Source organism: Verrucomicrobiota bacterium (assembly GCA_039192515.1).
Taxonomy (GTDB): Bacteria; Verrucomicrobiota; Verrucomicrobiia; order Methylacidiphilales; family JBCCWR01; genus JBCCWR01.
Genome location: JBCCXA010000071.1, coordinates 1 through 6,509 on the forward strand (window position 1 = coordinate 1; position 6,509 = coordinate 6,509).

At 44.4% G+C, this 6,509-nt stretch carries 6 protein-coding genes; 1 reads left to right on the forward strand and 5 read right to left on the reverse strand.

Features of this window, described 5'->3' with window-relative positions; translation table 11 throughout:
- On the reverse strand, positions 1-2,072 hold a 2,072-nt coding region (locus AAGA18_15630; GenBank protein MEM9446772.1), incomplete at its 3' end, for a polyketide synthase dehydratase domain-containing protein.
- Positions 2,073-2,453: 381 nt separating this feature from the next.
- Between AAGA18_15630 and AAGA18_15635 the strand changes: the two genes are divergently transcribed.
- The gene (locus tag AAGA18_15635) at positions 2,454-2,888 is read left to right on the forward strand and encodes a hypothetical protein (protein MEM9446773.1); all 435 of its coding nucleotides are present in this window, start codon (positions 2,454-2,456) and stop codon (positions 2,886-2,888) included.
- Between the two features lie 46 nt (positions 2,889-2,934).
- Here the strand turns inward: AAGA18_15635 and AAGA18_15640 are convergent, their stop codons facing one another.
- From AAGA18_15640 to AAGA18_15655, 4 genes are all read right to left on the reverse strand, one after another.
- On the reverse strand, positions 2,935-4,839 hold the full coding sequence (locus AAGA18_15640) for a rhomboid family intramembrane serine protease (protein ID MEM9446774.1): 1,905 nt from the start codon (positions 4,837-4,839) through the stop codon (positions 2,935-2,937).
- A gap of 414 nt (positions 4,840-5,253) precedes the next feature.
- Positions 5,254-5,592 carry a hypothetical protein gene (locus AAGA18_15645; GenBank protein MEM9446775.1) on the reverse strand — a complete coding sequence of 113 codons (339 nt, stop codon included), beginning with the start codon at positions 5,590-5,592 and terminating at the stop codon, positions 5,254-5,256.
- Positions 5,593-5,642: 50 nt separating this feature from the next.
- Positions 5,643-6,191: a TetR/AcrR family transcriptional regulator gene (locus tag AAGA18_15650; protein ID MEM9446776.1), complete on the reverse strand. Its 549-nt coding sequence runs from the start codon at positions 6,189-6,191 to the stop codon at positions 5,643-5,645.
- A gap of 37 nt (positions 6,192-6,228) precedes the next feature.
- Positions 6,229-6,509, reverse strand: a 281-nt coding sequence (locus AAGA18_15655) for a DUF5996 family protein (protein MEM9446777.1), incomplete at its 5' end; no start/stop codon positions are given.

Genomic DNA, 6,509 nt, shown 5'->3' on the forward strand with positions numbered 1-6,509 from the left:
AACCCTGCTGCGGTGGACGCATCTAAAGACCGCACCTCACATTCCAGTCGGTCGGTGAGGTGCTCCGCTAACGCTACAGCGCCTCCGGCTAAGACAATGAGGCAGTCCGATGAGGCCGCTTCCTGTGGGGATACAACCGCTTGCGCTTTCCAATGAGTCGTGTAATACTGTAGCTCAAAGGCTTCCTCCTCTTTTGATGGAAGACCATCCATGGGTAAGGTGACGAACTCTTTAAAGGAAAGCAACACCTCTCCTTCTTCTGACAACAGGTCAATATCATATTTGGTGATCTTCTCACCAGATGGAGCGCTGTTGCTCTTTCTGGCGTAGGCCCAGCAAGCTGTATCTACTGCTCCATAAAGATTGACTTCCTTCACACTGAAAGGAAGGGATAAAACGCTTTCTTCTATAGCTAATCCTAACCCCATACACGTCTGTAAGGCACTGTCCAGAATGCCGGGTTGCAACACGTACCCTTCTTCTTTAGGTAACCTAAGCCTGCTTAAGGCCTCGTTATCATCGTAATAGAGGGTGGCTATTCCCTGGAAGGTCATGCCGTAATCTAGGCCCAACTCCCGGAATGATGCATAACAGGCTTTACCGGTCTTCTCACATGAGAGGCGAGCCTGCAAGGCCGCGATATCGATCGCTTCAGTAGGAGTGTATGCTTGCGTGCTTAACCAACCCTGGCTGTGGACCACTTCTTCGGTTACCTTACCATTCAGACCTTCTTCGGAAGGTAAGCTGTACACTTCATAGCCCAACCTTTCACCTTCTTCATAGATACTGATCTGAACGGTCTGGGCCTGACCATTGACACGGACAGGACGCAGCCAGGTGATGTCTTTGAGTTGGGTGATCTCTTGTTCGAGTGATCTTGTCCCCGCTTCTCTGGCGAGTTCCAAGTACACTACTCCAGGCAATACTTTCGCGCCTCGTACTTTGTGGTCAGATAGAAACGATTCTGTGCCAGTATACATACTGGTAAATCGCTGCTCTTGTAAATTGGAATCATTGCGGTGCAAGAGCGGGTGGAGCCACAGGTTCTTTTTTGAAGGGAGAGTAAAGCGTTCATCATGCTCTACAGGTATCCAATACCGCTCCCGCGCAAACGGATACGTCGGTACACTGATCTTGTTCGGCTTCTGATCTTCTGCATACAACAAGTTCCAGTCTATCTCTACACCCTTCACCCAAAGTTGAGCAAGGCTTTCACCTTCTTTATTAGCTAGAGCTTCACGCAAATAGGCTTTCCCAGCTTTCCCTTTCAGCACAAAATCACCACTGTCTTTTTTGATGTTGCTAATGAGAAAATCTTTCCTGTCTCCTTTTTGGTATTCGGCTAACTGCCTTTGAAGTTCTTCCAGATTATTGACCAACAATGCTAACCTGCATTCCATCGCTTCCCGGCTAACCTGTAAGGTGTAGGCGAGGTCCGATAGGCGCAGCTGTTCGCTCTTTAATAAGTTATCCAGGTATCTGGACAGGTTTTGCACTACCTCCCCCAACTGCTCTTCGTTCTTTGCCGATAAAGGAATAACAAACGGCCCCGCCAGCTTCAATGCCTCATTTTTAATCCCTGATTTATCCCAGTACTCTTCGATGATCACATGTGCATTGCTGCCTCCCGCTCCAAAACTGCTCACCCCCGCCATCCGGGGCTTGCCGTCTTCCGTCTCCCAGTCTTCCAACCTCTGCTGTACCCGGAACGGCGTCTTCCTAAAATCAATGTTCGGATTCAACGTCCCAGAATGTAAACTCGGGACTAATTGCCCGTGCTTCAGCTGCAACAACACCTTAGTTAACCCCCCAATCCCCGCCGCCGACTCCGCATGTCCGATGTTGCTCTTCAAACTACCAATCGAACACCATTGCTCCTCTCTATCACTGTTTCCTCTCCTAAAGGCTTTGCTCAGTCCCGCGATCTCAATCGGGTCTCCCAAACTCGTGCCCGTGCCATGTGCCTCAAGGTAACTGATCTCCCCTGCTTGTACCCCCGCCCGCTCCATCGCCTCTCCAATCACTGCCGCCTGGGCTCTCGGGGTGAGGAACATACGATCGAGTATCCACATCAGCTAACGGCAAGCTTCGGTTTCCGTAAGGTCATATGGCAGAGTGAAAAAGGAGAACTGTCCTTACTTCCTGTACTTCGCTACGGCCTGTTACACAAGTCCAGTGATAACAGTGCGTTGACCATCAAGCCGTTCAGCGTAGGTCTTACTATTGGGTACGGGTTGAGGTAGTATTTCAAGAAAGGTTGAGAAGCTTTCAAAACTAGTCTTTCTGTAGTGTGAGTGGAGACATCCGATATTTTGGAAATATCGGATGTCTTTCGTTAGGACAACAAATCCCTTATTTATAAGCAACCATATCCCTCTTTTCCGCATCTACCTGTCAGTTCACAACAGACAAAACACTGGTATTTTTGTTAAACTCAAAGAACACAACTTGATATGAAAAAGCTAATCACACTTCTCACCATTATCATATTTACCTTCGGTCATCAAACGACAGCAGCAGACGGAGTGAATGATGACATCATTCAGACTTTGCTGGACGTGAAGCTCATGGATGACGAGCTTAGAAAAGAGCAAAGCAATGTCGATGAAGGAGTACTCATCATCGATCTCGCCAATTCCGATACTCCCATCTCTGCATCTAAGTTTGATAAGCCTGTTCAGTTAATTGAAGGCCCGGAGGAAGCCAATGGAAGGCCGTACATCATGATCAATGACTTAACGATAAAAAAGGAACAAAAGGCTGTTCTCAAAGGAACCTATGATGGCAGCAAGCTGAAATTTAAATGCAAGAAGACCGATGATGGCTGGATGTTCACCCATCTCTCACTCAAAGGAAATGGCCGCAGCGTGTTTGAGGTGGAGTTTTAGTATCGAACTTTAACCGATATCCGGTCACAATAAGCAATATATCATTTCACAGGTCTTGGCCCTTGAACCTTACTGTAGCTCTAGCACTTTGTGTGTAAGGGTCATAACCGTGAGATTCGGCTGGAAGCCATTTAGGCCCATCAATTAAGAGTTGCTTCGCGTGGCTATCGTAAGGGTTTCCTAAGCTCTTTAAAAATCTGATATCCTTCAAACTACCGTCCTCATCGACCTCAAAACGCATCTCTACATAATCATCCTTATGATACCTCATGTCATTATGCTCTTCAAAATATTGGACTAATGCTTCATTACCTATGGAAGGTCTGGCGAAATGAGTAGAAAAGTCGTAGGAGTGTTTTGAACCATCCGGAGAAATAGATGCTCCGCTAATCAGTCTGCCATTTTCAAAATACTCTCTATAGTGAATCGAGTGATCCTTATAGTAGCCTTCCACCCAGCCATTAGTCTTTCCTTCTTGATAATCCCTTTTGTACAAGACAAATCCGGTTGAGTCCTTTCTGATCCAACTGCCCTCACCATTTTTCACCGGTTGTTCCCCACTACGGGTCCATCTATTCATTAGTCTGATGTCATATTTATCGTAGTAATACTCAGATTCAAGTCTATTTTTTGAATAGTAGTACTCCCATTTACCAGTTTTAAAATCTTTAGAATAGACTCCAGCTTCTGAATAGGTACTGTCTTTATTGTAGTAAATGAAAATGCCATCTTTCAATCCTCGGGCGTAGTTGCCCTTCATTTGAATCTGTCCTTCGATGTAGAAGTCAAGGACGCTATCATGCCAGTTGTTTAAAGAGTCCTTGGTTCCCAACCTATAAAATGAGGCAGATTCTTTGTTAGTAACCGCCCAATCCTCGTCGTACCATTCAGTTACTCTTTGTAATTGCTCCCTAGCCATTGTAGAAGTATCTCCTTTCTGTTGTATTGGCGTCATATTCAAAGAATAATAAGTCCGGGGAAGACTATCGATTCTCATCGACATATGATTGACACTGTCTATGAAAATATAAGACTCATTTAAAGCTCCTCTTTTCATGAACTCAATTTTTTGCTCTAACAGGTCGAAATAGCGAAGCAATATGATCCTATCAAAATCCAACTTTCGCGGAAGACTTCCTAGCGCCTTAAATTTCAAGGCCATGGTGTCAATCGTAGATTGTTTTTCCTCAAGTCGCTCGGCAAACTCTGAGTTTGACAGCTCTTGACTAGAGGTCTCATAAATAGATTCTTCACCTCTGATCATGTATTGAAAGGCCTCAAAGTATCTAACCTGCATCCTAGGCAGCAATAGGTAGATGATGATTAGGGACGGAATGATTAACGTTAAGCTGGTCTTGAAAGAGCGTTTTAGTCCTATCAAAAGATAGATCACAACACCACCAATAAAACCTCCTAAATGGGCAGCATTATCAAGAAATGCGTACTGGCGACCTAACCAATACATGAAAATCACATAGATCACAAAGTTGGTGATTACTGCTATTCGATTACTTTTTTGAACCCTGATCACCTCTAGCAAATCGAAAGCATATATGCCGAAAATCGCGCCACTGGCACCAACACTAATCACAAATAGGTTATAAGAAGCACTTAGCATTGAGCCGCTTAATCCTGCCACGATATAAAGTGATACAAACCAGCCTACACCGATTTTTCTTTCAGTGTGATTGCCCAGAGCAACCAGGCTGTACATGTTGAGCAGCAAGTGCACAATATTGCCATGAAGAAACATGCTTGTAATCAGCCTGTATGGTTCGTCTCTAAGTGAGTATGGGGCAAAATTGGCTCCATAAGAGAGCAAGGCTAATGGTGTGGTATTGATTAAACCAAAAGCTAGGAATACAATGATATTTAGAACTACCAGCCCAAAGGTTATCTTCTGATTTTGCACATAGTTACTGAGAATAATGTAGTTTTTGAGAGGTCGCATATGATGCGTTTGAAGTGTCGAACTAAGACCTAATGAAGCAACTAGACTTGTTCAATGGATTTTGGTGCCGCGTTTAGAAATCTAATCAAGGGGTTGTAGAGAGTGAACTCTGGGATTTTATCGCTAGATATAAAGCGTATTGAACCCTTTTTGACCTTGCAAATGCATCTCGCAGGACGTCATAAGCAATGCTCCAAATAAAATTGATGATTTGATTATGTGCTCTGTGATCCACAACGGCATTTTTTAAACTTACTAGTCTAAAATAACATGATATTGGCGAAGTATTAGATTTTTGAGTTGCCAATGTTCATGTTGGGATCAACAGACTTGTGATTCTAAGGTCTAATTCTGATTGAAGAAGCTAGACAAGTACGGAGAAGCCAATGGCCGAAGCGTGTTTGAGGTGGAGTTTTAGTAAGGCTGACTTCCCAATAGCACCTTCTTCAAATCACCATTTTCTTTGAGCGTGGTGATTAACATATAAGGAGCAAACACCACCATCCCCAGTATAGCAGCGATGAGACCCATGACTATTCCACCTAGAGAGAATTGGTGACGCCATGCAATCCAGATGCCTGAAAGTAGCAAGTAAAGCGAGAAGTCAAGATTGAACTGACCCGACCAGTTTAGGCTCAGGATGTCAGTGATGAAAATGGGGAATAGGGTGAATCCATAATCGAGCAATACAATGGCCGTATAGCTCGCGATAATCAGAAAGAAGACAATGAGAATGGTTCGAAGTACTGGCATTATTTTACTTTTCAGCAAAATTGGCCGACATCTGTGGAGGATTTTAGACGCTACCGTACAGCCATTCTGTTAAATTCCTTAGCCATAGTTTGCAAGTCAACGACATATCGCTCCAGCCATTCGTAGGTTAATGTCTTTTCTGTGATCTGCAGATAGAAGTTTTCTAAGCTTAATCTTAGGATCATTAACACAAGATGAGAATTGTCTTCTAAGCCCAACGCCTCTGCCCAGATACCGAGTACCGCAGCACCTACTTCACTGCTGGTCTTCTCAAAGCACTCCGCAAACTCCTTGACATCACGATGGACTCGAAGCTGCCGATTGAAGAGCAAGTCTTGCTTGTGCTCTACTAGTACATGAAGCAATTCCGGAACAACGTTCTTGCATTGCTTCTCTTTCTCGACGATGATCTCCGATTGATCCAGATGATACCTTAGCAGAAAAGCAGTAAACACCTCCAAATCGGCAAAATGGTGATAAAATGAAGATTTGCTTTTGCCAACTATGCGTGAGATCACCTCCACTTTCAGACCGTCAGGCCCATACTTAGCAAAGAGCTCATAGCCCGCATCAATCCAGGGTTGTTTTAAGTCAGCCATCGTAGTTCAAACTACGAAACTTTACCCAGAATGGATATTAACTATTCGACTCAGTCAATGAAGAAGGCCAGTTGGCAGCTTTAGCTCCAGCATCATAAGTTGACTGAAGAAAGTCCAATAATGCTTGTCTTGGGTTTTCTTCCTTCAATAAGTCATCATACATGAGTACGGCCATCGGGCGACCGTTGCTATCGATCCAGTTGGCACTCGCAGGCTGCAATTTTATTTGATCAATACCCTCAGGTGAAGGATAGGCGTAAGAATAGAAAGCTGCACCTCTGACATTTTCATCACCAGCCCAGAAGCCTGCGCTGATCA

Bases quoted from the DNA above. Each gene is read 5' to 3' on its own strand.
- AAGA18_15645 (MEM9446775.1), bottom strand. From the start codon at position 5,592: ATGCCAGTACTTCGAACCATTCTCATTGTCTTCTTTCTGATTATCGCG.
- AAGA18_15635 (MEM9446773.1), top strand. From the start codon at position 2,454: ATGAAAAAGCTAATCACACTTCTCACCATTATCATATTTACCTTCGGT.
- AAGA18_15650 (MEM9446776.1), bottom strand. From the start codon at position 6,191: ATGGCTGACTTAAAACAACCCTGGATTGATGCGGGCTATGAGCTCTTT.
- AAGA18_15640 (MEM9446774.1), bottom strand. From the start codon at position 4,839: ATGCGACCTCTCAAAAACTACATTATTCTCAGTAACTATGTGCAAAAT.